The organism is Thermocoleostomius sinensis A174 (assembly GCF_026802175.1).
In the GTDB taxonomy this organism is placed as follows: domain Bacteria; phylum Cyanobacteriota; class Cyanobacteriia; order Elainellales; family Elainellaceae; genus Thermocoleostomius; species Thermocoleostomius sinensis.
Genome location: NZ_CP113797.1, coordinates 1493909 through 1520219, shown reverse-complemented (window position 1 = coordinate 1520219; position 26311 = coordinate 1493909). Strand labels below are relative to the sequence as shown.

The 26311-nt window shown below is 48.7% G+C and carries 20 protein-coding genes and 1 riboswitch; of the genes, 10 read left to right on the top strand and 10 right to left on the bottom strand.

What is annotated here, in order from left to right; genetic code table 11:
• The first annotated feature begins 35 nt into the window (after positions 1–35).
• Positions 36–467, top strand: coding sequence for a hypothetical protein (locus OXH18_RS06580; protein ID WP_268611660.1), 432 nt, complete (start codon positions 36–38; stop codon positions 465–467).
• On the opposite strand, the gene OXH18_RS06575 is transcribed toward OXH18_RS06580, so the two are convergent.
• The 3 genes from OXH18_RS06575 to OXH18_RS06565 form a co-directional block, all read right to left on the bottom strand.
• Entirely contained in the window at positions 425–3229 is a 2805-nt protein-coding gene (locus tag OXH18_RS06575; protein ID WP_268611659.1) for a response regulator, read from the bottom strand. The genes OXH18_RS06580 and OXH18_RS06575 overlap by 43 nt on opposite strands.
• 277 nt (positions 3230–3506) lie before the next feature.
• Positions 3507–4613, bottom strand: coding sequence for a DMT family transporter (locus tag OXH18_RS06570; RefSeq protein ID WP_268611658.1), 1107 nt, complete (start codon positions 4611–4613; stop codon positions 3507–3509).
• Between the two features lie 275 nt (positions 4614–4888).
• The gene (locus tag OXH18_RS06565; RefSeq protein ID WP_315874632.1) at positions 4889–5695 is read right to left on the bottom strand and encodes a superoxide dismutase; all 807 of its coding nucleotides are present in this window, start codon (positions 5693–5695) and stop codon (positions 4889–4891) included.
• A 370-nt stretch (positions 5696–6065) separates the two neighbouring features.
• Here OXH18_RS06565 and OXH18_RS06560 point away from each other — a divergent pair, with 370 nt between their 5' ends.
• The 3 genes from OXH18_RS06560 (at position 6066) to OXH18_RS06550 (ending at position 8894) form a co-directional block, all read left to right on the top strand.
• Positions 6066–7088 carry an AI-2E family transporter gene (locus tag OXH18_RS06560; protein ID WP_268611657.1) on the top strand — a complete coding sequence of 341 codons (1023 nt, stop codon included), beginning with the start codon at positions 6066–6068 and terminating at the stop codon, positions 7086–7088.
• Between the two features lie 239 nt (positions 7089–7327).
• The gene (locus OXH18_RS06555) at positions 7328–7714 is read left to right on the top strand and encodes a hypothetical protein (RefSeq protein WP_268611656.1); all 387 of its coding nucleotides are present in this window, start codon (positions 7328–7330) and stop codon (positions 7712–7714) included.
• Positions 7715–7997: 283 nt separating this feature from the next.
• Positions 7998–8894, top strand: a complete 897-nt coding sequence (locus OXH18_RS06550) for a peptidoglycan DD-metalloendopeptidase family protein (RefSeq protein ID WP_390904384.1) — start codon at positions 7998–8000, stop codon at positions 8892–8894.
• A 112-nt stretch (positions 8895–9006) separates the two neighbouring features.
• On the opposite strand, the gene OXH18_RS06545 is transcribed toward OXH18_RS06550, so the two are convergent.
• The 5 genes from OXH18_RS06545 to OXH18_RS06520 all read right to left on the bottom strand — a co-directional run bounded on the left by OXH18_RS06545 (position 9007) and on the right by OXH18_RS06520 (position 16226).
• Complete coding sequence (locus OXH18_RS06545; RefSeq protein ID WP_268611653.1) at positions 9007–9486, bottom strand: Dps family protein; 480 nt, start codon at positions 9484–9486, stop codon at positions 9007–9009.
• A 167-nt stretch (positions 9487–9653) separates the two neighbouring features.
• Positions 9654–10271, bottom strand: coding sequence for a superoxide dismutase (locus tag OXH18_RS06540; RefSeq protein ID WP_268611652.1), 618 nt, complete (start codon positions 10269–10271; stop codon positions 9654–9656).
• A gap of 425 nt (positions 10272–10696) precedes the next feature.
• Positions 10697–11788, bottom strand: a complete 1092-nt coding sequence (locus OXH18_RS06530; protein ID WP_290428445.1) for a pentapeptide repeat-containing protein — start codon at positions 11786–11788, stop codon at positions 10697–10699.
• A gap of 406 nt (positions 11789–12194) precedes the next feature.
• Positions 12195–14744, bottom strand: a complete 2550-nt coding sequence (locus OXH18_RS06525; RefSeq protein ID WP_268611651.1) for an HD family phosphohydrolase — start codon at positions 14742–14744, stop codon at positions 12195–12197.
• Between the two features lie 492 nt (positions 14745–15236).
• Entirely contained in the window at positions 15237–16226 is a 990-nt protein-coding gene (locus OXH18_RS06520) for an ADP-ribosylglycohydrolase family protein (protein ID WP_268611650.1), read from the bottom strand.
• Between the two features lie 212 nt (positions 16227–16438).
• Between OXH18_RS06520 and OXH18_RS06515 the strand changes: the two genes are divergently transcribed.
• Entirely contained in the window at positions 16439–17320 is an 882-nt protein-coding gene (locus tag OXH18_RS06515; RefSeq protein ID WP_268611649.1) for a peptidoglycan-binding protein, read from the top strand.
• Between the two features lie 48 nt (positions 17321–17368).
• On the opposite strand, the gene OXH18_RS06510 is transcribed toward OXH18_RS06515, so the two are convergent.
• Positions 17369–19060 (bottom strand): metallophosphoesterase family protein, encoded by a 1692-nt coding sequence (locus OXH18_RS06510; RefSeq protein WP_315874681.1) that lies wholly within the window; start codon positions 19058–19060, stop codon positions 17369–17371.
• A gap of 467 nt (positions 19061–19527) precedes the next feature.
• On the opposite strand from OXH18_RS06510, the gene OXH18_RS06505 reads away from it, so the two are divergent.
• The 3 genes from OXH18_RS06505 (at position 19528) to OXH18_RS06495 (ending at position 23440) form a co-directional block, all read left to right on the top strand.
• A complete protein-coding gene (locus tag OXH18_RS06505; RefSeq protein ID WP_390904383.1) occupies positions 19528–20814 on the top strand; it encodes a glycosyltransferase family 4 protein in 1287 nt (428 codons plus the stop codon).
• 134 nt (positions 20815–20948) lie between these two features.
• Positions 20949–21872, top strand: a complete 924-nt coding sequence (locus OXH18_RS06500) for a 2OG-Fe(II) oxygenase (RefSeq protein WP_268611644.1) — start codon at positions 20949–20951, stop codon at positions 21870–21872.
• Positions 21873–22018: 146 nt separating this feature from the next.
• A complete protein-coding gene (locus tag OXH18_RS06495; RefSeq protein ID WP_268611643.1) occupies positions 22019–23440 on the top strand; it encodes an O-antigen ligase domain-containing protein in 1422 nt (473 codons plus the stop codon).
• Positions 23441–23448: 8 nt separating this feature from the next.
• On the opposite strand, the gene OXH18_RS06490 is transcribed toward OXH18_RS06495, so the two are convergent.
• Positions 23449–24252 (bottom strand): pentapeptide repeat-containing protein, encoded by an 804-nt coding sequence (locus OXH18_RS06490; protein ID WP_268611642.1) that lies wholly within the window; start codon positions 24250–24252, stop codon positions 23449–23451.
• Between the two features lie 269 nt (positions 24253–24521).
• On the opposite strand from OXH18_RS06490, the gene OXH18_RS06485 reads away from it, so the two are divergent.
• Both OXH18_RS06485 and OXH18_RS06480 read left to right on the top strand, forming a co-directional pair.
• Positions 24522–25079 carry a 2'-5' RNA ligase family protein gene (locus OXH18_RS06485; protein ID WP_268611640.1) on the top strand — a complete coding sequence of 186 codons (558 nt, stop codon included), beginning with the start codon at positions 24522–24524 and terminating at the stop codon, positions 25077–25079.
• Between the two features lie 497 nt (positions 25080–25576).
• A riboswitch (Glutamine riboswitch) is annotated at positions 25577–25651 on the top strand.
• 35 nt (positions 25652–25686) lie between these two features.
• Positions 25687–26148, top strand: a complete 462-nt coding sequence (locus OXH18_RS06480; RefSeq protein ID WP_268611639.1) for a DUF4278 domain-containing protein — start codon at positions 25687–25689, stop codon at positions 26146–26148.
• Positions 26149–26311 lie beyond the last annotated feature (163 nt).

Genomic DNA, 26311 nt, shown 5'->3' with positions numbered 1-26311 from the left:
AGATTCGATCGCGATAGGCAATTTGGGAGGTAGGGATGGAAGTAGTCAGACAAATCAATGATGAACTCGCGATCGCTGGTTGTATAAGTTGGCAAGAACTGCAACAGCTAACTGAAATTGGATTTAAATCGATATTAAATTTGCAACAATTAAGTAACGATAATTTAATAAATGAGAAACAACAGATTGAACGATTGGGATTATATTATCTTAACTTTGCAATTAATCATAAACGAATCAATACAGAACTTGTGGCGATCGTGCTTCAGCAAATTGATGAACTGCCGAAACCGATCTTGGTGTGTAGCCGTAGTGCTAGATTAGCAGCGGCAATGGTATTAATGCACATTGCTGTGCGCCAAGGCGAAACGTTAGAACAAGCATTTGAACGAGCAGAGAACCTAGGGCTGTTTGACTCTCCTGACTATGAATTAGCCAGTCCGCTTTCAATCGGAAGCGTGAAGTAAAACGTGCTGCCCTTGCCGACAACACTTTCTACCCAAATCTGACCTCCATGCTGCTGCACAATATTGCGGCATATCGCCAAGCCCAAGCCTGTGCCGTCGTGATTGCGAGAATCAGACGCATCTACTTGTTGAAAGCGTTCAAAGATGGTTTCAAGTTTGTCGGCTGGGATGCCGCGTCCTTGATCTTTGACTTGAAACAACACTTGATCAGTGTTCCGTGTAGCGGAAAGCCAGATTGTTGCACCAGGTGGCGAAAACTTGATGGCATTACTTAACAGATTTGTCAGCGTTTGGATAATCCGATCGCTGTCAGCATATACAGTGATTGGCAGCGAGGAAACTGATAGCGTCACTCCAAATTTTTCAGCCATTGCCTGCATTACGTTCACTGCATGATTCATTAAATCGGTAACATTACAAGTATTTTTGTTCATCGTTACCTTTCCTGATTCAATACGCTCAACATCCAGCACATCATTAATCAATCGAATTAATCGTTCAGTGCTATCAACAGCAATATCCAGTAAACGTTTTGCAGTGTTCGGCTCAGCATCTAACAAACCACTGGTCAGCATTTTCAGCGATCCGTGGATAGAGGTTAACGGTGTTCGCAACTCATGGCTAACGATGGAAATAAATTCATCTTTCATACGTTCAACAATTTTGCGATCGCTTGTATCTCGTAAAATTACTGTAAAAATTGTTTCACCTTTCAATTCCAGTTTAGAAATAGAGGCTTCAGCGGGAAATTCTTCGCCATTTTTGCGACGACCAAAAATCTCGCGACGTTCTCCCATCCGGCGTGCCTCATTAGCAGACTGACCGAAATCAGCGACATGCTGTCGGTGTGCGTTTGCAAAGCGACGGGGTAACAGCAAGTCTAAGGGTTGTCCGATCGCCTCTTGTACCGTGTAGCCAAAAATCTTTTCTGCACCCTGATTAAATAGCGTAATTCGCTGCTGTCTATCTACCGAAATAATGGCATCATCAGCAATCTCTAAAATGCCAGAAAAGCGAGCTTGAGATATCTTCAACGCGTCTTCAATTTGTTTACGTTCATTGAGTTCAGCCCGGAGACGTTCATTGACGCTAACCAATTCAGCCGTTCGTTCTGCTACGCGCATTTCTAATTCATCTTTTACTTTTCGCAATGATGTTTCAGACCTTTGTCGATCGGCAACTTCCTGTTGGTGCCGTGACGATAAGTTTTCTAGTAATTTCATGCGTTCCAAGCGATGAATGATGCGAGTCACCAATTCTGGACCCACAATCGGTTTGCTGATGAAATCATCCGCACCCGCTGCAAACACTTGATTGATCGTGTCGGCATCATTATGAGCCGTTAAGATGACGATCGGCAGTCCACCCCAACGGGCATCATTGCGCACAATGTGGCATAGTTCAATACCACTAATTTCCGGCATTTTGATATCCAGGAGCAGTAAATCTGGAACAGTTGCTTCCAGGGTTTTCCAAAACTGATTGGGATTGTCCAAGGTTGTGACGTATAGCCCCCATGGATGCAAGAGTGTCCTAACGGTCATCAACAGTTGCAGATCGTCGTCCACCATCAAGATTTTGGACTGTTGTGCATCTAGTGATGCATTGGGCAGGGTAGCTGACGGGTGTGATGACGGAGGTTGATGAGTATTGGTCGCTTCAAGGTCTTGACGTAGCGCTGTGACTAACTGTTCGAGATGTCGAATTTGGTTAGGATGAAGGCGATCGATCGAAGGCAAGGGGTGCTGAAATTGCTGCTCAATTAAACGGGCTAGACGCGAAGCTTGCTCGAAGCCGAACGTTCCCAGCGACCCCGCCAATGTGTGTGCCTCTTGCTCTGCTTGCTGCCGTAACTCCTCAGATAGCGTATGGTGGCTGAGAGCCGCTACCGCTTGTTCCAAAACAGCCACTTGTTCACACACTCGTGGTTGAAAGCGTTGCCATACCTCTGCGATCGCCGCCAATGTTTGAGATCTAGCCTGCTGCTCTGCCTCTGCAACACTGGTTGCCTGTCGATCTTCTCCCGTTCCATTCGATCGAGCTTCATGATTCAAGCCCGTTCCCTGCTCTCGACTCCCCACATCTCTCTCCAATGGTTTGAGTCGATAGCCAATGCCATAAATCGTTTCAATAAAATTAGCTGGTGCTCCAGCCGCTTTCAGCTTCTGCCGTAGACCTTTAATATGGGTTCTAACGGCTTCATCACTAGGAATCTCTGCAAACGACCAAATATTTTCCAGGATTGCCCCACAGCTAAACACACGCCGAGAATGTCGCAAAAATAGTTCTAGAATGGCGTATTCTTTAGCAGTTAGTGGGACGGGTTGTTCTCCATACCTGACCTCACAGCTTTGTGGATCAAGCTGCAAAAGGCCCCATGTCAACACCGACTGACCCATGACTTGATTGCGGCGTAATAATGCGCGGATTCGAGCCAACAACTCTTCTGGATCAAACGGTTTAACCAGATAATCATCGGCTCCGGCATCTAACCCGATCGCTTTGTCATGGCTACTACTGCGAGCAGTCAATAGCAGAATTGGCATCTGGTATCCGTGCGATCGCAATCGCTGACAGAGCGAAATTCCATCCAATTTGGGCAATGTGATATCCAGCACAATCAAGTCATAGGCAAAGGACTCAACGAGTGTCCAGGCCGCTTCGCCATCGGCTGCCACCTCGATCGTGTAGTTTTGGTTGCCTAGGGCAACGATTAGTCCCTCAGCCGTCAATTTATCGTCTTCAACAATCAGAATTTTCATTCTTGCCTATCTCTAGTAGAGGAACCGAAGCGGGGTTGAGAAGGCCACTTGTTGTTCCACAACTTCCTATTTCACCGTGTTCGTTCAGGATAGGCAAGGCAGAAGGCAAAGAGTGTTGGTAAATCTTAAAGTGTTGGCAATAAAAAGTGCTGGTAATAAATTGACGCTTCTGTGGACTGTCTAAATGCTTACGTTTAAGTCTATTGCTTACGTTTAAGTGATATTGCAATCAGCCTAGTCATCGAGCCAATTACTCATCGAACCTCATTCCTCACCTTCAAGATCTTGAAGAAAATTCTGACTCTACTTCTAGCGTGATAGGTTGAGTCTGTGCCATCGATCGAGGGTCTGGTTCCATCTCGCTAGGTTTCAAACCATTTAAGTTAGATGATTTAGATCCTTGTCGTTCAGTCGATTGATCTTGCTTGAACCGTTGAAGCAGGTGTTCCCGTTGATTAATTAAATAAATACTAATAAGCGTTAATCCTACCCCTATCCACTGTACCGAATTTAAAACTTCTCCCAAAAATAAGTTGCCAAATAGCAAGGCAAAGACCGGAGTTAAAAACGTTAGCGAGATCAAACTGGTCAGGTTTCCACGGGCGGCAAAGTAGAAGAACAGCCCATAGGCGATGGCGCTACCAAAAATAGTAGAGTAGCTGAGCGCCAACCAATCCGAGGTCGTTAAATGGACAAAAGGCTGTGTTTCCCACACAGCAGAACCCACAAACAACGGCACGCCGCCCAAAATCATATGCCACCCAGTCGCTATTACCGGATCAGCATGTCGGCTAACATACCGCACTAAAATTGTGCCAACGGCCATCGACAACGCGGCCAGCAACATTAACCACTGCCCATTCTGAAAAAGCTGTTGTACGACATCTTCGCCGAACTCGATCGCCGATGTATCGCCTTGCAATAGCCCTAAAATCCATGCTTTGGGCAACCCCAGCAAGCTGATGCCAACGACGCCAAACCCCAGCCCCAGCCAGCCCCATAACCCTACTATTTCACCAAAGAGGACGCGCGCCATCAGGGCTACAGCGATCGGTTGAGAATCGATCATGACAGACCCCAAGCCCGCTTCGGTACGCACCAGTCCTTCAGCCAAAAATCCCTGAAATAGAGCACCATCAACCAATCCAAACAGCGCAATCCACAGCCAGGCCGTCCACCCTCGCGGTTGCGGTCGGTTCATGAAAAAGGCAGGGACCAGAATTAGTATGCCGGCCGGCACTAGGCGAACCCCTGCCATGAACAAAGGGGTTGTGTGGGGAATCGTTCCCTTCATAGCTACCATTGCTGTTCCCCACAGGAAGAAAGGAGCAATCAGTAAGAGGGGTGCAAATGGAAGTTTGGATTCGGTCAGCTTAAACGGCATAGCAGATCCCGAGATGAATGCGTCTTTGCTTATTCTAAGCAAGTATTGAGTTTTGTTAAAAATTTAATTTTACTTCTCCGGAAAACTATCAAAGTTCTAGCGGGACGATCGTCGTCAGGAGCCTGCCACGTTTGCAGGTTGCAGCATTTATCCGCATCCTCAAACCCCTGCTTCCGAGTTTGAGAGCAGGGGAGAAACGCTTCAACATCCCTCTCCAAGATTAAGAGAGGGATTGAAATGAGAGCTACATAAGGGAGATGCCCTGTTTCGATCGCCTATCCTGCATCGGCAAATCGCCGCTCAATCTCTGGCCAATTCACTACATTCCACCAATTTTCTAGGTACTCACCCCGGCGATTCTGGTAGTTGAGGTAATAGGCATGTTCCCACACGTCATTGCCCATGACAGGGTACAACCCTTCCATAATAGGATTGTCCTGATTCAGGGTTGAGGTAATTTGGAGTTCTCCTTGAGGATTGCGTACCAGCCATACCCAACCACTGCCAAATTGATTGCGCCCTGCTTCGTTAAATTGTTCCTTGAACTGCTCAAAGCTACCAAACGTTTGATTGATTGCATCTGCGATCGTGCCTGTCGGCTCACCACCCGCATTGGGAGCCATAATCTGCCAAAACATTGTGTGGTTAAGATGACCGCCACCGTTGTTGCGGACTTGAATCCGTACATCTTCGGGGACAACATTCAAATCTCGTAGCATTGCCTCTACACTCAGACCTTGCAGTTCTGGATAAGCTTGCACCGCCTCGTTCAGGTTTTCAACGTAGGTGGCATGATGGTTGTCATGATGTAGCCGCATCGTTTCAGCATCAATGTAAGGCTCGAGGGCAGCGTAATCATAAGGCAAGGGAGGAAGTTCAGCCGGAGAAGCACTTAGTCCGGTTCCGGGGGTGACGGCGGGTGACGGTAAGGGTGATTCTAGCAGTTCTGGGTTAGGGGTTCCGGTTGGTGAAGGTGGAGCTTGAGATATGGTCTGTTGGCAGGAGATCAGAACAATCGCCACAAGGCCTGCGAGAAGAAAATGAATCGGTCGTTGCAGAAGTTGTTGCCAAAAATGTCTCATCAACAAATCCTCTTTTACTGTTGATAGAACGCTTGGGATAGATGCCTTTTCTACGACGCTCACGGCAGAATAGCAGAAGTTCCTAAAGTCACATCATTTTAGTAAGCATCATGATGCTGTTAAGGCAGTTAGTGATGATAGTAGGCGATCGGAGGCTGCTTTACCTGTGTCGCAGGGGTTAAATTTGAATGGATCATACCTGATGTGTTCAATTCTGCAATATCGGCATCCTAACACTCGTTAAGTGACCTCATTATTAGGCAATATTATTAGACAACGTAGACTACTTCTGTGGTCAATTTCTTGAGCAACGATCTTTTGATACATTGCTTTTGGTCAACGGCCCTTCGGCAAATGGAGCAACATTTCTGTGAAACTCAGTCAATGGATTGGCTTACTTATATTTGTTATTGCCCTCTATGTCCTCTGGCAAATTCGGCAAATTCTTTTGCTGGTGTTCACGGCGATCGTGCTCGCAACTGCCCTTAATCAATTAGTAGAACGCTTTGAGCGATCGCGCCTTCGACGCCCGTGGTCTGTATTTTTAAGCATTGGAATTCTGCTCTGCTTCCTGGTGCTGTTCTTCTGGTTAATTGTGCCGCCGTTTATTGAACAGTTTCAGCAACTGGTCGATTTATTTCCGGCCGCATTGGTACAAATCCAGAACGGACTTGAGTGGTTGGAAAACACCATTCTTGGGGAATATTTACCGGATATCCCAGATACCAATTCTTTAATTCGGCAATTACAACCTCTGAGCCGGCAAGTGCTACAACAATCGCTTGATGTGTTCTCTACCTCTGTCACTGCTTTGCTGCAATTTCTGCTGGTTTTAGTACTAATTTTGATGTTTCTAAGTAATCCCAAAGCCTATCGTCAAGGATTAGTACGATTATTTCCATCTTTTTATCGCCGTCGAGCCAACGAAATTCTCGATCGATGTCAAATCGCGATCGCAAGTTGGTCGGCTGGAGCATTAATTGAAATGGGTTTTATTGCTGTCTTTAGTGCGGTTGGTCTTTGGCTGTTGCAAGTTCCCCTCGTTTTAGCCCACGCCCTATTAGCTGGATTGCTTAACTTTATTCCCAATATCGGCCCCACCTTAAGTGTGTTCTTGCCGATGACCGTAGCGCTATTGGATGCACCATGGAAGGCGATCGCCGTTCTCATTTTGTATATTGTAATTCAACAGGTAGAAAGCTATTGGTTGACTCCTACCATCATGGCCAAACAAGTGGCACTGCTTCCCGCCATCACGTTAATTTCACAACTCGTCTTTGCTAGTATGTTTGGGGCGCTGGGCTTGGTGATGGCCATTCCGCTCACGGTGGTTGCAAAAACTTGGATTGAGGAAGTGTTGCTCACTGATGTCATGGATCATTGGGAACGGTAGCTGGCCTTCAGGGATGAGAAGCGCAATCAATCTGTAAAACTAGACTGTATAACCAGATGTATAACCAGACTTGACTTGAGTTTAGTCCGTTTTAGAGTGCGTTACTAGTGTATTTGATAGTAGTATATTTGCACTAAAAAGTATCCTTGGATAGACGACGCCAAGCGCTGCAATTTCTATAACAAAAACAGAAGTGATCGATCGCTCTTACCAGATTACAAACAAACGAAAGGTACGTTATGGCAATTGCAGAACTCCGGAAAAACGACATGATGGCGCATTTACTTGACGCCCTAGATGCCAAAACAGATATTGGTCACTATGGGCGTTTGGTCTTTGCGATGGTAGCCCGGCACTTTATTTCTGAGTCAGAGTTACTTCAGTACCTTCAACAAGATCCCAATTGCAGTGAAGCTGATGCCAAGGCACTAGTTCGACAAGTCGAAGGCAAAGATTACAATCCACCCAAACGCGATCGGATCTTGGAATGGCAGCAACATCAAGATTTTCCCATTTGCCCGAATCCTGATGATCCAGATAGCTGCAATGTCTATAAAGATCTGACCTTTCCTGATCAGGTATATGAACACATCAATAGCTATTATGAACAAAAGGGCAACGCCTAGAAGCGCTAGAGTACTGTTGCATCAGATCAGAGCCGTCGATCGCAACAATTGAAGAACCATTCCATCCCGATCCCTCCCCTGACCCTTGAACGATTGATAAAGTGCTAGTCTCGGAGGGGCGACAAAATTTGTCAAAATTTTAGTGTCAGCCCTTTACTTAGACTTCAATTACATCACTTAATCAGGGATGAAGAATCGTTTTCAACGCCAATTTGTTCTTTCTCTCACCCCTATTTTGTCGTTTTCTGTCGGGTTTGGTTGGCTAATGCTTACCCAAGCAGCGATGTCAATGCCTACTCGATCAAGTGTTGCATCTGCAACTGGTTGGGTAGCCCCCATTCAAATTGCCCAAGCTGAGTTGTGCCAAGCGGCGGCTTTGTCTCGTCTGGTTCGGCATACGATCGCTCCAGGTGAAACCCTAGAGAGTATTGCTCAGCGCTACAACTTAATTCCTGCCACATTACAAGGATTTAATCCTGCGCTGCGGAGCGGTACTGCCCCAACTGGCACAGAAATTCTGATTCCGCCCTACAACGGCGTGCAAGTCAATGTTCCAACCGGAACCACATGGCGACAATTAGCACAAGATTATGGCGTGCGTGCCGATGCGTTGTTTGAGGTGAACGGCTGTCAAGAAGCAGTGCCCAGTGTAGTTTTTATTCCGGGTGTGAACTGGTCTCCTGCCGGATCTACTGCTCCGACTGTGAACGATCCGGCTCCTGCAAACAATCCTCTCACTGGCTATCCATTACCTGCCATTGCCGAGATATTGACAAGCTATGGTTGGCAACTCAATCCTAGTACCAATGAATTTGTGTTTGAAAGTGGTGTCAATTTACAAGCCGAAGCGGGAACCCCAGTGCTGTCTGTAGGAGCAGGTACGGTTGCCTTTGCCGGGGCCGACGATCGGTACGGGAATTTGGTTGTAGTGAACCACAGCGATGGGTTACAAACGCGCTATGCTCGCTTAGGCGGTGTCGCCGTGCAAACAGGTCAACAAATTACAGCTGGTACATCGTTGGGAACGGTAGGTGCTGGCACTACCCCATCATTTCTGCACTTTGAAGTGCGATCGAACTCCAATTTGGGCTGGGTAGCCCAAGATCCAGGTAGCTATATTCCGGATATTCGATCGGCTGATCAAATTCGGCGGCGACCCCAAACTGGCAATAGCCCGTAAGGCCAAGAATATTCTCAATCATACGCTTAAGGGCACAGCCGTGCCGTGCCCTTGAGGATTCTTATGCTTTACAAGACTATGTACCACTCAGGGATGATTGAGATGGATTGAACTAGGAGACCAGTCCATCACCCTTTTGCAGCAGTTCTTTCAGGAACCAGCGATATTTTTGATGATCTTGCACCAACCGGGTCAGCAAATCAGCCGTCCCGATATCGCCGGCGTCATCTGCGGTTTCAGCATCTTCATGCATCTCTTTAATGATCAACTCATGGGTCGCGATTGCTTCTTCGACCATCTGCCGCACCGAAAGCTTACCCGTAGAAGGCTGTACGGTTGCCACTGGCAAGTAATCAGTCGGATCAGCCACAGGTTGACCATCAAGCATTAAGCTGCGCTCTGCCAATTCATCGATCGTGGCAAAGACACCGTCGCCTTGCTCCTCAAACAACAGGTGCAAATCGCGGAACAAGGGGCCATAGGTTAACCAATGATATTTCTTGTAGTTGAGAAAAGCCACTAATGCGTTGGCTTGCTGACGATTTAGCGCGGCAATCACACCAGTTTGCTTAGTTTCTAATGTAGCTGTCATAGTTGTAGTCCCCATTAATCTGACAATAAATTGGGCTAAGGTTGATTCAAGAGCCTGAGCCAGCTAGATCTAACGCTTTAGTTTAAACTGACTCAGGAGTTGGCATTCAGGTATTACTACTAGTCAGGCACCACTCAAAAAGTACCGACTCTTTCTATCGATCGCAACTACCGTGTGGTAGATGTTTGCAAGCGACGATTCACTTCTTCCCAGTTGACAACATTCCACCAAGCGTTGAGGTACTCTGGACGACGGTTTTGGTATTTGAGATAGTAGGCATGTTCCCAAACATCGTTACCCAATAGGGGATAGAAGCCGCTGGCGAGCGGGGTATCTTGGTTGGGCGTGGTGATGATTTGCAACTGTCTGTCGGATGATGATACAAGCCATACCCAGCCACTACCAAACACTTTGGTTCCTGCCGTCACAAACTGCTGTTTGAATGTATCAAAATTGCCGAAGGCTGCATTAATGGCGTCGGCGATCGCTCCGGTCGGTTGTCCGCCAGCATTTGGAGCCATTAAATTCCAAAACAACGTATGGTTATAGTGCCCACCGGCATTGTTACGTACCGTGGTGCGAATTGACTCTGGCAGCGTATCCAAGCTGGTGACAAGCTCTTCGATCGATTTGGATTGCAACTCGGAATAGCTTTCCAAGGCAGCATTCAAGTTGTTGACGTAAGCAGCATGGTGCTTATCGTGATGCAGTTGCATCGTTTGGGCATCGATATACGGCTCTAAGGCAGCGTAATCGTAAGGTAATGGCGCAAGCGTATGAGCCATTGAGATCCTCCTGTAACATCATTCGTGTCAATAAACTCGTGTCAATAAACGGGTTGGTGAATCAAAACTCGCAACTAGTCCAATCCACAAAGCATAGGAACAGTGAAGTTGAGATAGCGATCGCTACGCGCTGGATCAGTCAGTCTTTTTCAGCCTTTTAGTTGGATTGGCCGGTCGAGGTCATAGTCAATCACACTTTCTCGATCACATCGGTTGGTTAATCACATCCTTGTGGCTAGCAGAGTTGCCTTTTACTTTTCACCTTTTATCGAGTCATTAAACGCGAGCTAAATCTGCTGTCACACAATTCACTTGTGAGTACTTTTCCCTTACTTCCTAAATCATACTCATTATGAGTACGAGTTGCAACCTAGACCAACAATTTCACCCGATCGGGTGAGGAGTAGATGCCATAGGTATCCTGTCTAGTTCTGCACAGTTCCGTCTGGCATGGTGGTGTTAAAGAGAATCACGCCCGTGAGATTAGCTCCAACGATGTTGGCGTTGCTGAGGTTGGCGCCAGTCAAATCGGCATTACTCAAATTAGTGCCGCTTAAGTTGGCGTTGCTGAGGTTGGCGCCTCGTAAGTTCGATCGGCTCAGATCGGCTCCGCTTAAACTGGCATCGCTGAGATTCACAAACGACAGGTTAGCATCGCGCCCGTTGGCAAATACAAGCTCTGCTTGGCTCAAGTTAGCAAACGACAGATCAGCATTCGTCAACGTGGTTTTATTGAGATTCGTGTTCTGCAAATTTGCCAGGAACAGATCGGCTGCGGTCAAATCGGCTTCTTGTAGTGTGGCTCCGGTCAATGTAGCCAGAAACAAATTGGCGTTTTTGAGGCTGGCTCTAAACAATTCTGCATTGCTGAGGTTGGCAAAGCTCAAGTCACTGCGATCGAGCGTGGCTCCAAACAGCTTGGTTTGGCTGAAGTCAGTTTGATTCAGATTCGCGTCGCTGAAATTGGCTCCTCGCAGATTAATGTTGCTCAGCGATCGATCGCTAAAATCGGTGTTACTGAAGTTGCCTCCATGCAGCGACACCGTTGGATTTTCGGCCGCCACCAAATTAGAGTCCACCAAAAATGTCAGCAGTTGGCTTCTGTAGGTGCCGTCTAGTTGCTCCAAAATTGCCAACGTTTGCGCTTTCGCTGTATTTCTCAGTGGATCACTGACTTGTAATTGCTTTAGGTTTTCCTCAGTGACCAGTTCATAAATGTAATTCTGATACTTCTCCAGGATCTCTGGTTGGGACAATCCGACCGTATGAAGGGGAAGCGATCGGTCCTGAGTCCCTGTCCCTGATGGCTGTGATGGTTGAGAGGGTGGCAATCGATCGGCTAAATCAGGCGACGGAGAGCGGCGACGAGGAAACGGTTCATCGGCTGAAGCGATTTCAGTCAATCCATTAATCATTCCCTGTACTTGCGTAAGAGCCGTCGCGACAATGACAAGAACTGCCAGCGATCCCCAAAACAGCTTGGTCGAGTAGAAGCGCTTTCCTTTCAGCATGTGCATACCCACAAGGACAGAGAGTTGGCATGAAACCGATCGAATCAGAGGCATTAAGGCATTGAAGAGTAGAGCCTTCTGAGTTGTAGCAATTTTGATCAAGGCTCAACAATGATCATGCCGTTGAACTCACTTAAAGTTGGCCTAGCCTATAGGCAAACTCTGATTGTGAGCCAAGGGGCTAAATACAACCTACAGCGATCGTTGGTGCGCTTCAGGATGAATAGAAATTGGGGGTTGGGGAAGATAAAAGGCTAAAACACTGCACGTCATCCTTTGTCTTTTCTCCTTTTCCTTCTCGGCTAGCGACGTTATCCCCATTCGTCGTCAGGCGCCATCGGATTCACCCCACTGCCTACGGCTCCTCTCCTTAGCAAGAAGAGGTTGGGAGAGATCGGCATCCGGTGCAATCCTACAGAGAATTGGTATTAGATGGTTGGGAACTAAAGACGGCTTTGGGATACGGGATGCGTTGATGGTTAAATTGCTGCCAAACCTTGACAAAAATTTCGGCAATTCGCGTCATTTCGGCTCGTGTCAGCCCAGAATCTACGAGTTGATTATCTTGCCAACGGGCCCGCAAAATTCGGTTGACCATGGCTAAGGCTTCGTCGGGAGTGGCGTCTTTGAGCGATCGCAGCGCGGCTTCACAAGAGTCGGCTAACATAACGATGCCGGTTTCGCGGGACTGAGGAATAGGTCCGTCATAGCGAAAATCAGCTTCGTTGACCTCTAGATAGGGTTGGTCTTTAGCGCGTTGTTGAGCCTGGTGATAGAAGTAGGAAATCAGCATCGTCCCTTGATGCTCAGGAATGAAGGACTGGATAGCTTTGGGCAGGCGACATTTGCGGGCCATGAAAATGCCTTCGGTGACGTGTTTTTTGATGATGGCGGCACTCACCCAAGGATTATCGATCGTATCGTGTTTGTTGGGGCCTCCCATCTGGTTTTCGATGAAGCCCAACGGATCGTGCATCTTGCCAATATCGTGATACAAGGTTCCAGCACGAACCAGTTCAACATTACAGCCCAACGCCCGCGCGGCAGCTTCCGCTAAGGTTGCTACAAACAGCGTATGTTGAAATGTACCCGGTGCTTCAGATGCTAGGCGCTTCAGCAAGGGACGGTTAGGATTTGACAGTTCGGCTAAGCGGATTGACGTAACCAAGTCAAATAGGTTTTCTAGGTAGGGGCTAATTCCTAGTGCAACAATGCTCCAAGCAAGTCCCAACAGAGCTTGCAGTCCGGCTCCTTTTAATACCACATACCAGACAGGAAAGGTCGCAGGGCTAAGCATCAAGTTTAAAATGAGATAGACCAATCCTTGGGTTAACCCCACACCAATTCCCAACATCGCCAATTCTTCTCGCGATCGCAACCGCCCTGCCATGGCTGCTCCTACAATGCCACCCAAGGAACTGGCCACTAAATTTGTCCAGGTTACTTCTAGCCCAACTGGCAGCAGAAAACTGAGGATTGCGACAACTGTAACCCCCAGCGCCGAACCATAGAAACTGCCAGCTAACAACCCCAACGCCGATAGACCGATCGCCGGCGTATCGAGCGCCACCACTAAAGACACCCCCAGCGTTAACAGCAGCAGCAGCAGATGATCACGTCGGCGCAGTCCAGGATGAAACTTTTGCTCAACAAGTAGAAAAACAACAACCGAACCGCTCACCAAAGCCCCAAATCCAAGCAAGCCAGACCAGTTAATTCGACGCCGACTTAGCCCAAAATAGTCGAGCAAAACAAAATCACTTTGAGTAATAATTTCTCCCGATCGAACAATGATTTCACTTTGACGAATTTCGACCACTACATCTTCAACCGACTGAGCCGCTTGCTCGGCCCGAGCCTTCGTTTGTTCGGGGTCTTGCACCAAATTGGGCTGAATTACCGCCATTAACAGTCGTGTGGACAAGGCAGTGGCCGTGGCAGGTGCCTCACTTCGCACCTGTGTCTCGATCGCCGTCTTTAGTAACGCATCAGGCAACCCAGGAGGAACACCTTGTGTCAAGATTCGTTCCAAGATCAAACGAACGGCTGATTGCGTTCGTGTCCACTCTCCATCCGTTAGAGACAGCAACGAAGGATCATAAAACCGATCTTGTTCACTAGTAGCGTCTGCTATCAACAGGGCTATAGCAGTAGCGTAGCGCTGTCGTGCTTGATTGACAGCTTCCTTGAGGGCGGCAAAATCTTCGGCTGAACTCGATCGACGATACGCCTGCAACTCCGAAACGGAGACTTGATGAGCGGTGCTGGAAGAAATCGCCGCTTTTCCAGAATTTGTTAATGGATTCGTTGATGGCGCTATTTCAGTCGGAGCAGGGGCAGGGGTCGCATTGTTTTCAATGGTAAACAGCATCATCCGCCATTCCCACTCCTCAATTTGACGAACATATTGTTGCGTTTGAGTCGATAACACCGCTGTATCGACGAATGGAAACGAGCCGGACTGCTGACGCACACGGTTGCCGCGATCGAGCAGGCGTTGCAGCGATTGATTCACCTCCTCATTGGTAGTTTGATCGATCATCAAAACCGGAATTGCAGCCGTACGGGCGGCCTTGCGGTTGGATTCAGTGGTTTTCGTATCAATCACCCGTGCCGAAGCAGGGGCCCGCAGCGTCTGAGGAGCCACCGTTCCTACTCCAAGCTCGGGTTCATTATAGAGTCGATAGCCAATGGCACTCGTCAGGGAAAGCACCGCTAAGACAAAGAACACCGAGGGCTGTCCCCGAACTTTCGATCGAGCCTTGCGCCGTTTTGTACTGGAAGGCAAAACACTAGAAACCGCTGCCGACTTGAAGTGAATGCGAGCTAATCTTCGACAACGCTTGACCTGAATCGCTGTCCTTCTGGCAAACAAATTCAGAGGACGTTGTACAGACTGCTGAGATGTGGAGAATTTTCGCCACTGAGCTATCTGCCGGGTCAACGTTTGGAAAGGTTTCATCAGCAATACCAGGTGTTCATAACCAATAAGAGGAAACTGGGGAGGAAGCTCAGCAAGTTCAACCGAACGTCTGGCATGATAGATGACGATCGCAGTTACATCGCAAAGGACATTAAGACACTACATTGAAACGCTCAGTTCTTTAGTTCTAGCAGCTAACACCTGACCCGGAGGCAGTAAACCTTAACAATCGACGAGGATGACCGAAGGATAGCCGATCGAGGACAATCAACCAGCCCAACAAGTTAAGACGGACCAACATACTAGCCCCACATAATATAAGTGTGTTCTCACCATTTGTGCAGACTGTAACGAGATCTGAGGCAGCCACACCTTCAGTCAATCATATCGCCCAGCCCATTTTTGGCAAACAGGAGCTTTTATAGGAAAGCAAGAAGCGAGAAGAAAAGTCGAAAACTGAAGCAGGGTATAGGTGAATCATCCTCTCCCAATCCTCTGTTCCCCATCTCCACCCCCCTACCCCGCCTTTTTCTATCGAGGTCGAATCACATGGGGGGACGCGGTTACACAAGTTGGTTGAGACAGCCATGTTGTTGGGTTATAAGCCCCAGACCAAGCCGCCCATAGCAGATCTGCTTGGTTGAGTAAATCTGCTTCTGACGTTGCTCCCCACGTGCAAACGGGGGATGGGGTAATCGATCGCGTCCCTGTTCGCCAGTGCCACGGCAACCCAGATAAACTGTTGTACGCTCCAGACAACGCGCCTGTGATGGCACATGTTATTTGGGGCTGACATGGAAGTTGCGCCATTCGCAGAAGTGATACCCGAAAGTTTGTGGGAGTTCCGAGAAAACCATACAGCGCTAATGCGATTGGAGTAGTATCCCTAGAGCCATCCAAGCATCCGTCTTTGAGCATCGACTGGATCGTGGATAGCTCTGTTCCTTCACTTAACCACCGTTGGACTTGATTGAGTTGTTGTAGAAAGAGGGGAGCACGATCTTGCAAATCCAAATCAACCGTAAGACGAGCCAGCAGATGGGCGGGATGCAGTCGTTCTCGAAGTGCTAGGGCCACTCCATAGTGAACGGCTAACAGAGCGGTTCCTACTGGCGAGTCTTGGACGGATAGTTGCCAGTCAGACAGTGTTTGTTCTAGGTGATGCTGCAACTGTTGCCAGTCTTCGTGATAAAACAAAGCGATCGGCAGACTGGCAATGGCAAATCCTGAAATTTTCGCCCGATCGACGGAAGACCCTTGAGAAATCTCTGAAATGATTGCGCCGTTCGGTAACGCAGACAAACTTGGCCCAGTAGGCAGTAACTTCCTTAATTGCATGGCTGCCAGTTTCCCCCACCATACCGCAGCAGACGGCGGAACCTGAAATCCCCAGGTATGTACGGTGAACCAAGAGCGAGGTGTTTGTGTCACCATTCGATCGGCACCGGTGATTCCAAGGGTTTCTCCAAGGGCAGCTCCCAACAGGGCCCCACGAAATCGATGACGAAGTGAATGCTGCATGAGGTGGAACTATCCTGTGAATGTGCCGTCTAACCCAAGGAATACAAATTATGAACGATTTCCAATCAACAAAAGTTTGAGGTATAAAGTTGGGGTCTGAACCCGATTACTTCTTTTACTCCTTTTACTTCTTTCCATTCATATTAGCGATTTAGGTTCACTAACGATTTAGGGCAATGAACGGTACGCCGACTCGCTGCCAAACCATGCTTATGCTTAATCGAGTGCTTCATCGAGAATTATCTATTCGATCGTTGTTTTACGCTCAGTTGTGTTCCCATCCTGGTCAATTCAGGCAGACACTCCTCTGTTTAATGGCGTTCGTCGTGGCGTTGTCGATTGCACCTGCCCACAGCCAAGCTCAGGGTGAAGGGATGCAAACCTTGCCACAGCTTGAACCCGCTCCAGTTCAGCCGGAACCAGTTCAACCAACACCGACTCAACCCAATCCCATTCAGCCTAGCCCTGTTCAGCCAAATCTATCCCAACCTGATCCACGACCGGTATTGCAAGTGGGCAGTCAAGGAGAGTCGGTTTCTGAGGTACAGGCCCTATTGAAGCTGTTGGGTTACTACTCAGGCGAGGTGGATGGCGTGTATCGAGCCAACACAGCGGCGGCTGTTTCTGCATTTCAACAAGCGGTAGGGCTACAGGCCGATGGTATTGTTGGAGCCAATACTTGGGGACGTCTACTACCCGCCCCACCCGCTACTACGGCGACCGATCCCGTGCCCGCCCCATCTCCTGCACCACTGGCAACCGCTCCCGAAACGACCGGAGTCGAGGCAGCTTCCCCTAGGAGCAGCGAAACTGCTCCACCGGCCCAAGCGGCTACTTCTAGCCAACCCGATCGATCCACCCCGGAAGCATCGCCAGAAGCGTCGATTGATCTGCCTGTGTTGCGAGTAGGAATGCGGGGTCCGGCTGTGGCACGGCTGCAAGAGCGGTTAAAGTCGCTTGGGTTCTACCAAGGACCGATCGATGGTGTATTTGGAACAGAAACGCAGGCGGCCGTCCAGGCTGCACAACGCAGCTACGATCTAGAGCCAGATGGTGTTGTCGGACCTGCTACATGGACGGCGTTACTCCGCTAAAGCCATAGTCTTGATTGACTGATAAATCTCTCGATCAGGCCACAGCCATCAGCGCCCTAGTTGAAATTCGTCGAACTTCACAACTGCCGAGTCAGGGTTGCGCGTATCAAATCGATAACTGCTCACCGTTCCCGTTGCGGTTTCTAGGATACTGAACACTGTGATATCGTTGCTGGCGATATAGGGCTGTGGCTCTGTTTGCTCCATCAGGGGGCTGATAGATGGCATAATTGGGGTTAAGCCATTGGGATCGCCCATGGCTTTGTAAGTTTGCTCGTAACTAATGGGAATTGGGCGACGTTTCTGGTTACTGAAGGTATAGGCTCCGTAGGTATTGCCCACATTTGAGGTTTCTAGAAAGTGCATTCCGCTGTCGCTCGTAAAGCGGTTCCATAGATGCGAATGTCCATACAGCACCAGATGCACCCCTGCGGCTTCTAGTAACGGCACAACATCTCGAATCAGATAGTCTGCCTCCATTGGGTATTCGTAGCGCACGGCTTTAATGGTTCCATCCGGAAAATAGTCGATCGTCTGCACTGGGTCGGTATAAGCTGGAACGATGTTGTCCCCTAGGCTATGGGGCGGATGGTGGAACATGACGATTTTGTATTTCGCCTGCTGAAATTCTGGACGATTTAACTCCGCTTGCAGCCACTCATACTGGGGGCTTCCGACAGAGATTGGCTCAAAGATGTGCTGTCCGTAGCCCCAGCGATCGGGGTTCATCAGATCTTCATCACGTTCGCGATAGCGCCCTCGTGCTCCGGCATCTAGGCTAGGAACCCGCCAAATATTCGTCACATATAGAGAGATGAGACGAATATCGCCATAGCTGACAGCGTAGTATTTCTTCCCGCCTGGACTATCAGCAGGTAGCGAAAACAGTTCCTCATAGGTATCGGTGTTGAAGGAATGATCCTTAAGCCAAGCTTGCTGCACAGCCGGATCATTTTGTGGATTCACCTGAGCCGCTACTTCGGCATAGCGCTGCTGAGCAACTGCCTGTGGAATCGGATCGTTGAACTGTGCCCCAAGGGTCTGTTCCATTGAAAATCGACCCATAACTTCATGGTTGCCCAGTGCTGGAAATAACGGAGCCGACTGAATGATTGCACCGCCTCGATAGCGAGTCGTGGTTCCGTCACGCTTCAGATCATAGTGGGCGCGTCCTTGTAAACACGGAAAAAAGGCATTGCCCTCATCGCTGTCAAACCACTCCGAAGCCCGATCGGCAATATCTACTAAGTCGCCTGCGAGAAACACTGCATCAACCTGCCCCACCGTTTCCACTACTTTTTGTAAGTTAGCGGCGGTTAGAGGCTTTAGTTGATGATCGGAGGTTAACAGAATCTTCAACGGTTGACCAACCATCGGCGTGGGGCAAAGCATAAACCGATCGCTACGCACCGATTGATTGTTAGCTTCGGTACTAATGACCTGGTAGGGCAAACATAGTCCGGCCGACAATCCAGTTACTTCGGCTTCGTGTCGCCAAATGTCACGGTAAGTGGGGTGTGAATAAATAGGATTTGTCTCTGTTTGTCCAGCCACCGATGATTCTTGATCTTCACGAACGTGGCTGAGCTTAGTTGTGGTGGCAGTGACCGTGTACTCAAGGTCATTTCCATAGGCAACAGTATGCTCCAGACCTGCAAACTCTGTAAACCAAACCACTCGCACTGAAGTGGCAGTTGGCAGTTGCAAAAATGGATCGGTGAGTAGACGCAAAGGAGTCATCTGCACAGGATTGATTAACGAGCGCGAAATCAGCAAACCGTAAACTAGGAAAATCAACAAAACGATCGCAACAATAATCCAACGGCCATTGGCAGCACTGAACCTAGCGGTATGTTTAGGACGACTATAGCTTCGACTCAAGGACTTCAGGTGTTAATCAGGTTTCAACCAACTGTTGTACTCGTTTCTAAGGTGAAAGATCTAGTCAACCTAGATCGACTCAGTTCATCAGATGACTTTAGTTGAGCAAATCTAGGTAATCTCTCGGTTAAGAGACTCGATCGAGGCGCTTAGCTTTGTCAAATCTTCATCCGGCATGGCATTCCCCCAAGAATCGCCTCAAGGATTAAAAAGAAAGGGTGAAGCTTCTAGATAAGAAATAGCTCGACTGTAACCTGTTAGTTTTTCATGTAACTATAGACTTTTGATCATTTCCTATCCCAGCTATCCCAGCAAGCGACATGTCTATCACCGTTGCCTACCTCGTTAACCAATATCCGAAAGTCAGCCACAGTTTCATTCGGCGAGAAATTTTGGCACTGGAAGCTGATGGAATACCGGTTTTACGATTTTCTGTGCGCTCCTGCGCGACTGAGTTGGTTGATGAAGCCGATCGCCAAGAGCTAGACAAAACTCGGTTCATTCTGGGGGTGGGGTTATTTGGAGTGCTGCTCAGCTTTTGTCGGGTAGCAATTAGCCGTCCGAGTCAGTTTTGGCAAAGCTTCCGGTTGGCCTGGAAGCTGGGGCGCCGTTCAGAGCAAGGGATTTTGTACCACCTCATCTACCTAGCCGAGGCATGTGTGCTGCTGGAATGGTTGAATCAAGCTGACGTGGCTCATCTTCATGCCCACTTTGGCACTAACTCAACAACGGTAGCTTTGCTCTGTCGATCGCTGGGAGGGCCGCCCTATAGTTTCACGGTGCATGGGCCGGAAGAATTTGATAAAGTTCAGGCGATCGGACTACCCGAAAAAATTAAACGCGCTGATTTTGTTGTAGCGATCAGTTCATTTGGCAAAAGCCAGCTTTATCGCTGGTGCTCGCTTGATCAGTGGCCGAAAATTCACGTGGTTCACTGTGGGGTCGATCAAGTCTACTTAGACCATCCCTTTACACCCATGCCAACGGAACCACAATTTGTTTGCATCGGGCGACTGTGTGAAGATAAGGGACAATTGCTGCTAGTACAAGCGGCCCAACAATTAATTCAGGAAGGTTTTCGGTTTAGGCTAGTTTTAGTGGGCGACGGCACGATTCGCCCTGAGATTGAAGCCCTGATTGCGGCTCATCACCTACAACCCTACATCGAGATTACCGGCTGGGCCAGTAACGTGGAAGTGCGGCGGCATTTGCTGAATGCGTGGGTGATGGTGTTGCCTAGTTTTGCAGAGGGGTTGCCAGTTGCCATTATGGAAGCGTTGGCGTTGGGGCGGCCGGTAATCAGTACTACGATCGCTGGCATTCCCGAACTCGTGAAACCAGGGGTTTGTGGTTGGCTAACGCCTCCCAGTTCCGTCGAGGACTTAGTTAGCACCATGCGGCAGGCATTACAAGCTTCCCCAGAGCATCTAGAGCACCTGGGACGGCAAGGGGCAGCCCGCGTGGCCCAACAGCATAACGTGGCGATCGAAGCAGGCAAATTGGCAATCTTGTTCCGGGCTAGTTCCGAACGACATCAAAACCAGCCAGCGGTAACAGCATCTCACTCCTATCGGGATCTATCCGTTACCAACGCCTACTCAAAAGCTCCCTAGATTGTACGGACTCACAAGCAAAGTTTCTATGAAGCGAGAGGTTAGAACCTCTAGATACTTAGAGGGCTTTGATATGGTTGTAAGAAGCAAATTCCGCCCCCTTTCTGTTGCTAACCGAGTCTTCAGCGGAACCAATGACGTTATACTCAGGGCCCTACTTACATTCAAAGTATCTCAATCATCTGCTAGAAACCAGTCGTAACCTTTACAATCAAGCCAAACCATTTCCCCACTTAGTTATTGACGAGTTTCTGCCAGCAAACGTTCTCGATCGAGTGCTAGATGAATTTCCCAACGCGATTGCCTGTAGTTGGCAACCGACTGGGCAACCGCTCGAGCGGTCAATCCATAAGCTAGCTGCCGACAGTACACCCAAGTCTAACGTTCAGATGGGTCAAACAACGCAGACACTACTCCTAGAACTGAATTCACCGACTTTCATTAGTTTTCTAGAACAGTTGACAAATACGAGCGGCATCATGGCAGATCCAGACCTAGTTAATGAACTATCTGGTCATTCATCAACTCAGCTTTCAGGAGTCGATCGAGCCAGCCCTTCCTCAACCGACCGATTGCTCAGCGTTGTTCAACCCTCCATGCAATCCTCTAGTCTCGTTCCGCAGCCCGTTTTTGTGTCACAGTCAGTGTTGCCTCCACACCGCATCAAACCGCCCCTCGATCGCAAAATAAACCTGTTGATCTATCTGAACAAAGATTGGAAAGAAGAGTATGGTGGACATCTTGAATTATGGAATGCTGACATGACTCATTGCGAGAAGCGTATCTTGCCCATCTTCAACCGCTGTGTCATTTTCAGCACCACGGATTTCTCATATCACGGTCATCCAGAACCCCTCAACTGCCCCGATGGTGAAAGCCGTAAACTGCTAGCGCTTTCGTACTACAGCGTTTCCAGCGATCGGGCTGCACCACCCCGCTCGATACAAGCAGCCAATCGACCTCCGCAACCTCGGCTGCCTCGACTTATCCCGGAAGGAGCAGGCAACCTCAAGAATAACGGATTGGTGTTTCGCACAAACTCAACTTTTGAAGGCTGAGGCTTAGAACGACGCTAAGTATGCCCAAACCCGTGATCAAACTGTATTCCGCAGGTTAAGGTAGAACTCTAGCACGTCAACGAACTGGTTCAGCCTCCTAAATTCAGCATCGATAGTGTACCGACAGCACACCAATATAGATCGATATGGGTTTTACATTCACTGGCAATGACTTTCCAAACGTCGCCATCACCACACCGCTGGTGATGTTTTTGTGGATTCCGGCGGTGCTTTATCTTTTCTCGCGCTTTCCTGCCAGAAAAGCAGTCGTCATTAGCTTTATTGTGGCGTGGCTATATTTACCCCAAGCCGAGCTAGATTTACCTGGCATTCCAGATTACACCAAGGCTTCCGCAACCTGTTATGGAATTTTGCTAGCCACGTTTATCTACGACGCTGGTAGGTTCTCAACCTTTCGGTTTGGCTGGGTTGATGTTCCAATGGCAATCTGGTGCCTGGTTTGTCCCTTTACCTCATCTATGACCAATGGTTTGGGAGCCTACGACGGGTTTTCGGCAACGCTGGGACAGGTAGTCACATGGGGTATTCCTTATTTCTTAGGGAGAATTTACATCAACAATTTGGAAGGGTTTCGGCTGTTAGCGATGGGGATTTTTATGGGAGGACTGTCTTATGTTCCTCTCTGTCTGTTTGAAAACCGCTTCAGCCCCCAGTTACACCGAATTGTCTATGGCGATCACGCCTTTGCCGATTTTGGTCAATCAATCCGGCTTGGTGGATTCAGACCCACGGTTTTCTTGCAGCACGGCTTGGCAGTTGGAGCCTTTATGATGGTGGCAACACTAGCTGGTATCTGGCTCTGGCAAACCAAAGCGGTGAAGAAAGTTTGGAATATTCCTGTTAAATGGGCAGTAGCGGCCTTGTTCGTTACGTTCATTTTGGTGCGATCGACAGGGGCTTACGCATTGCTGGCTGCCGGGTTAGGCATTATGTTCATCGGCAAGCGGTTTCGTACAGCCCTACCCGTATTCCTGCTCATTGGTGCGCTGGGGGTTTACCTTTATATCAGTGCTGCTACTGAAAATTATATTGCTGACCAATTGATTGAGACCCTGTCCCAAGTCTTTCCGCCCGATCGAATTGAATCGTTGGAGTTTCGTTTTGACAATGAAGAATTACTGGTGGACAGAGCACGGATGCGCCCTTGGTTTGGTTGGGGTGGCTTTGGCCGAGCGCTGGTTGCCACAGACGACTATGGCGGTCGAACTATTCAAGACAGCTTATGGATTATTGCATTTGGTCACAATGGCGCTGTGGGACTAATTAGCCTATTTACAGGGATGCTGCTGCCCGTGATGGCATTATTTTGGTCTCGGTATCCGGCTCGGCTCTGGTTTAACCCGAAAGTGGCTCCAACGGCCGTGCTAGCTGTTGGGGTTGTGCTTTACATGACAGACTCTATTCTTAACGCTCTAATCAATCCAATTTACGTTGTCGCAGCAGGCGGCATTGCGACAATGGCGCTGAAACCCAGGGAGAAACTCAACAAAGCGCCGCGATCGATCCCTGCCAGCGCCAGCAACCAACAACTAGCCCCACAACGGTAGAACAACTTCTACAGCCCAAACCGCAGAAATAGGGAAGCGGCCACTCCTAGCAAGTTGAGAATGCTGGTGCCAATGCCATTGCCTTGCATTTGCTCTTGCTGTTTTTCATGGACTTCTTGAATGGCTACAATACCTTGGCTCAGTTGATTAGCAATGCGATAGCCGTCCTCGTTGGTTTGTGCTAAATAAAGTTGTTCTGCCTGTCGAGCATCTTCTAGAGCCGCCGATCGCTCGCCCAATTGAAACCAAGCAATGCCTCGGGCAAGGTAAGCATGTGCAAAAGATGGATCTAACTGGAGCACTTGGTTGAACTGATCGATCGCCCCGCGATAGTGACCGCGATCGACCTCGGCTAAACCTAATCGATAGAGTTGCTCTGGAGTAGCTACTTCGCGGGGTAGCCCTACCGCTCCCAACAAATTGACCTCGTCTAACCTCGCACCAGCAACATTCGCTCCGGTTAAAATGGCTCCTCGCAGATCGGCTCCTCGCAGATCGGCCCCGGTTAAATCTGCACCGCTGAGGTTGACATGAACCAGCGTTGCTCCGGTCAAATTAGCCCCGCTGAGGTTTGCCCCAGTGAGATTCGCGCGGCTGAGATTCGCCTGAGATAAATTAGCTTGGCTTAAATCCGCATCCGCTAAATTACTGTAAACCAGCCCAACTCGACTCAAATCGCAACTTGAACAGTGCCGAGTTTGAAGCAACTGCTGCACATGCTCATGGTTTTCTGCATTAGCAGGCAGAACAAAACCTGTTGTAATTACACCGAAGGCAAGCACTGCGGGAACAAAGGGCAGTCCATTTTTCATAGAATTGGTGAGTTAGCGCTACAAACAATAAAGCTGAACAACCTAGCTGTTGCTCTCTGGCTGTTGATTGAAGGTGGATTGATTTAATTTTCTCTGAACTTTAGAATTTTTCCAAAGTGTACCGAAAATCGAGGCAACTGAGATCTCAGTTGCAATAATCGGTTGCAATAAAGAGTTGCAACGCAAATCGGCGCGGTTGGTTGAGCATTCCCCACAATTAGGAAGATGCTAGCCGTACAATTAATCACGATTAATTAGAGTTGACTAGAATGCCCTCCTCCGATCGCCCATCCCGTTTTTTTGTAGGACTGTTGCCACCGCCTGCCATTCAGGATTATGCCAATCAGGTAATTCAAGACCTCACCGATCGCTATCGTATGCGCACCGCCAAAGCCCCACCCCACATTACCCTGCAACCCCCCTTTTTGTGGTCGATCGACGCCATCTCAAGGTTACACAGTGAACTTCAGACCGTAGCTCAGGCGCAAGCGCCCGTTCCAATTCAGTTATCCGGGTTTGGTGTGTTTGCGCCCCGCGTTTTGTTTATCAACGTTGTAAAAACACCAGAGCTATTGCAATTGCAGTCTACCTTGATGGCTCACCTAAAACAGCAACTCGATATTGTAGACCCAGTCTCGAAACAGCGTTCCTTTGCTCCTCATCTTACGGTCGCTTCTCGCAACGTAACCCGGCAGTCATTTAAGCAAGCTTGGGCAGAGCTAGCCGCCCAAGCGGTTGAGTTCACCTTTCTAAGCGATCGACTCACACTATTTCTTCACAATGGTCAACAGTGGCACGTTCAGGCAGAATTTCCCCTGCTACTCTGATGCTTGTACGTGCTTATACGAACCTATAAGCTCATCCCGATCGGACACTTCTAGGTATTGTATGGATGTTTCAATCATCGGAGCCAGTGGCGATAGAAGATGGACGATTAATTTTGCGATTCCAAGTCACCGAGCGCAAAAAACAGGGACTGCAACGGGACCCCGTCTCTCGAAAGTCGTGCAGGTCGAAGCTTATGGCTATGATGATTCGCGTCTGCGCCCAATTGCAGTGGTGCAAGCCACGACCTTAGCCGATCTGAATCTTGCCGCCACCTCAATTCAATCCGAAAGATTGCTCAGACCACGGATGGACAGACCATTCTGCTGACCGGAACTCCAATCGCCGCTGAACAGGTGATTGAATCTCTACGACAACGATCGCAACTCAAGGATGTTGTCATGGCGGCAATTGCTGTATAAGTCAAGATTTTCTGATATTTTTTCGTTAGGTGTTGACAAAAACCGTCAAAACCGTAACAATAGATACAGAAAGATAAATCGTTCATCCTTCAATCATCCAAGAAGTGCAGATTGAAAGGACGGAAGTAGGGAAGTCCCCGAAGGAACGCGCCTCACATCACTACGTTGAATTCGAGAGGCGAAGACCATGAAGATTAAATATCGCGGCGTTAGTTACGAATACAATCCCCCGGCTGTGGAATATGGCGATCTCAGCCAGTCTGGAAAATATCGTGGACTAGATGTTCGGTTCCGCAATCCCAAGAAAGTTCCTGTATTACAGCCCACACTAGATCTGCTCTATCGCGGCACGGCCTATACTGCCAATCCGGTTGAAGTCAAGGATGCGATCGAATCCACAGAGGTAGACGCTCCAGAGGTGGCGGCAACAATCAACGCACCGGCATCCTCAATTCAAGATCGGGCCCGCGTGCTAATGATGAATCACCATCGCAAAGTTAAGCAACGCCAGCAAGCGATGTTGAGTCGCTTAGATGCCAGAGTTGGTTTGTCTGGGGATGAGGCCGGCCGCTATTGGAACCATATTCAAGGGAAAGTCCATCCTTCCTTTGGTGATTCCTACGATCGCAGCCATGCTGCTCTTAGCTAGTTCAGTCCGATTCAGTTAACACTAAAGTTTTGAGATCAAGCAACCTACTGTTGCAACGATTGTCTCAAATTAGCTGGTTGGAAGCACCCTAATTAGGGGTGCTTTTTCTATAGCATTTTCTCAGAAGTTGGTGATAGGGGATTATGCCTGCTCAATGGGCACC

Coding starts and splice junctions, on each gene's coding strand:
- OXH18_RS06480 (WP_268611639.1), top strand. CDS start 25,687: ATGAAGATTAAATATCGCGGCGTTAGTTACGAATACAATCCCCCGGCT.
- OXH18_RS06530 (WP_290428445.1), bottom strand. CDS start 11,788: ATGCACATGCTGAAAGGAAAGCGCTTCTACTCGACCAAGCTGTTTTGG.
- OXH18_RS06510 (WP_315874681.1), bottom strand. CDS start 19,060: ATGACTCCTTTGCGTCTACTCACCGATCCATTTTTGCAACTGCCAACT.
- OXH18_RS06575 (WP_268611659.1), bottom strand. CDS start 3,229: ATGAAAATTCTGATTGTTGAAGACGATAAATTGACGGCTGAGGGACTA.
- OXH18_RS06515 (WP_268611649.1), top strand. CDS start 16,439: ATGCTTAATCGAGTGCTTCATCGAGAATTATCTATTCGATCGTTGTTT.
- OXH18_RS06525 (WP_268611651.1), bottom strand. CDS start 14,744: ATGAAACCTTTCCAAACGTTGACCCGGCAGATAGCTCAGTGGCGAAAA.
- OXH18_RS06540 (WP_268611652.1), bottom strand. CDS start 10,271: ATGGCTCATACGCTTGCGCCATTACCTTACGATTACGCTGCCTTAGAG.
- OXH18_RS06570 (WP_268611658.1), bottom strand. CDS start 4,613: ATGCCGTTTAAGCTGACCGAATCCAAACTTCCATTTGCACCCCTCTTA.
- OXH18_RS06565 (WP_315874632.1), bottom strand. CDS start 5,695: ATGAGACATTTTTGGCAACAACTTCTGCAACGACCGATTCATTTTCTT.
- OXH18_RS06580 (WP_268611660.1), top strand. CDS start 36: ATGGAAGTAGTCAGACAAATCAATGATGAACTCGCGATCGCTGGTTGT.
- OXH18_RS06550 (WP_390904384.1), top strand. CDS start 7,998: ATGTCAATGCCTACTCGATCAAGTGTTGCATCTGCAACTGGTTGGGTA.
- OXH18_RS06500 (WP_268611644.1), top strand. CDS start 20,949: ATGACGTTATACTCAGGGCCCTACTTACATTCAAAGTATCTCAATCAT.
- OXH18_RS06495 (WP_268611643.1), top strand. CDS start 22,019: ATGGGTTTTACATTCACTGGCAATGACTTTCCAAACGTCGCCATCACC.
- OXH18_RS06520 (WP_268611650.1), bottom strand. CDS start 16,226: ATGCAGCATTCACTTCGTCATCGATTTCGTGGGGCCCTGTTGGGAGCT.
- OXH18_RS06490 (WP_268611642.1), bottom strand. CDS start 24,252: ATGAAAAATGGACTGCCCTTTGTTCCCGCAGTGCTTGCCTTCGGTGTA.
- OXH18_RS06555 (WP_268611656.1), top strand. CDS start 7,328: ATGGCAATTGCAGAACTCCGGAAAAACGACATGATGGCGCATTTACTT.
- OXH18_RS06485 (WP_268611640.1), top strand. CDS start 24,522: ATGCCCTCCTCCGATCGCCCATCCCGTTTTTTTGTAGGACTGTTGCCA.
- OXH18_RS06545 (WP_268611653.1), bottom strand. CDS start 9,486: ATGACAGCTACATTAGAAACTAAGCAAACTGGTGTGATTGCCGCGCTA.